The sequence below is a fragment of the Desulfobacterium sp. N47 genome (assembly GCF_051233685.1).
Lineage (GTDB): Bacteria > Desulfobacterota > Desulfobacteria > Desulfobacterales > RPRI01 > RPRI01.
Map to the genome: position 1 here is coordinate 1 of NZ_JBAMMY010000233.1, position 1,660 is coordinate 1,660.

General features: G+C 45.2%; 1 protein-coding gene. It reads right to left on the minus strand.

What is annotated here, in order from left to right:
• Nucleotides 1-209: 209 nt before the first annotated feature.
• Nucleotides 210-1,502: a hypothetical protein gene (locus VXK47_RS15015; RefSeq protein ID WP_435549599.1), complete on the minus strand. Its 1,293-nt coding sequence runs from the start codon at nt 1,500-1,502 to the stop codon at nt 210-212.
• Nucleotides 1,503-1,660 lie beyond the last annotated feature (158 nt).

Genomic DNA, 1,660 nt, shown 5'->3' on the forward strand with positions numbered 1-1,660 from the left:
TTCATTGATTTGTTATAAAACGATATCCGCCTTCAGCGCAAGTGGGTCAAGACTTACGCTTAATATCTTATGACAATGAGGGCATATAGACGTTTTGAACATTTTGGTTTTCCTTTATTATGTATTTTTTGTTTTATAACGTTGCGGTTCAGCCGCGTTGCGGAGCGCAGCGGCGCAACGTCGGCTGCAACCGATTGTTATGCGCCGTATTACCCACTATCTCTCGGTGTCTCTTTGGTTCTGCTCTTTGCAAATTCAACGAGCATCCGTCGCAAGTAGATAATCGCAGCTACGCACAAGGGATAAGCATATTCCTGCTCCAAGGGCTCGTATTCCCCGTGCAATACCTTATTGCGGCTGACCGCGATTTCGATCCCTTTAGAGAGGTCAGCAGGTATCAACTTCAGTTCCTCAAGCCTAGCCACCTTACTAGCCAAACCGGGAAACTTCTTATGATTGCTTACATCTTCTCCGGCTATTGAGAGCATCTGGCTAGATATAGACTCAATAGACGGAAAAAAGACTCTGGCAGCATCTACATAGCTGCCCTTCCGGTAGAGGTCAATAGCATTCTCTATAGACCGACGCCCCGTGCTTTCTATTGCTTCTGATGTTATCTGAGATTCCAATTCTCGTAGTTCCTTCTCGGAGCCCTCAAATTGAATCCCCTGTTCCTCATTTTGCACCAGTGCTGCCACGATTTCATTCATTGGATTGCTATCGTCTACTACTGACTCTACAACGACCTTTCCAAGCGGTGTTAGTTCGTACTCCCAGTGCCTTCTAGACAGAGTTCTTATGACACCAAGTCGCTTCAGCATTTCCCGATGCAGAGGGATGACAACACGTTCATAACGATCTCCAGTCTGTAATAAGGATATCAACGCATTAGCAGATATATGTCGTGTGTCTTGTTCACCGGTGTTAAATGTCAAATCTATGGTGAGAAGAAAAGGTACTGCTTGCAAAGGCTTGAGTTCGAGCAGAAATCTTCCAAGTCCAGTCGTTTGCCATTTATTTCTGTGATAGTCCCAAAGGATTAGAAATCTTTCTTTGGCAAAGTTATACAAGATAGTAGGCTCAGAGCCATATTCATCCCACACGTAGTTTACGCTTTGGACAATCGCATCATCAATGCTAATTGTGTCATCGTGATATGGACGCTGTTGACTGCTACTTTTCCGAAGAATACCATTTAGCCTTTTGTCTATCACTGTGCGAAGAATCGTAAGAACATCTTCGGGGTCAGATATTCCCATCTCGCCAAGATGCACTAAAGAAACACGGATACCTTCTTCAAAAAAGCCCTCATTGAATTCTTCCAGCAGAAAGAACTCTACATTCCGTGGCAGAGAACCAGGCTCCTCTCGTAATCGCTTTATAGCGTAGCCTTTGAGTTGCAGAACCAAATCTGGCGAAGGAGATAACTTCTGTACAGGACTACCGCCGGTCCTTTCAACATCAAAGATCAATTCCTTCAATCGCTCAGTGAAACTCAGCATAACGCTGCACCTCAATTATCAGCCGGATACGGCGCATAACGGAAAGCTAAGCGGGAGCCAGCTTTTTCGGCGATCCGCTTCAGCGCCGGGTTAGGGCCGGATATAGCCTCCCTTTAGTAATATTTCTCTTTCAATCAGCTTCTTAGCCCACGATCTAG

Coding starts and splice junctions, on each gene's coding strand:
- VXK47_RS15015 (WP_435549599.1), bottom strand. CDS start 1,502: ATGCTGAGTTTCACTGAGCGATTGAAGGAATTGATCTTTGATGTTGAA.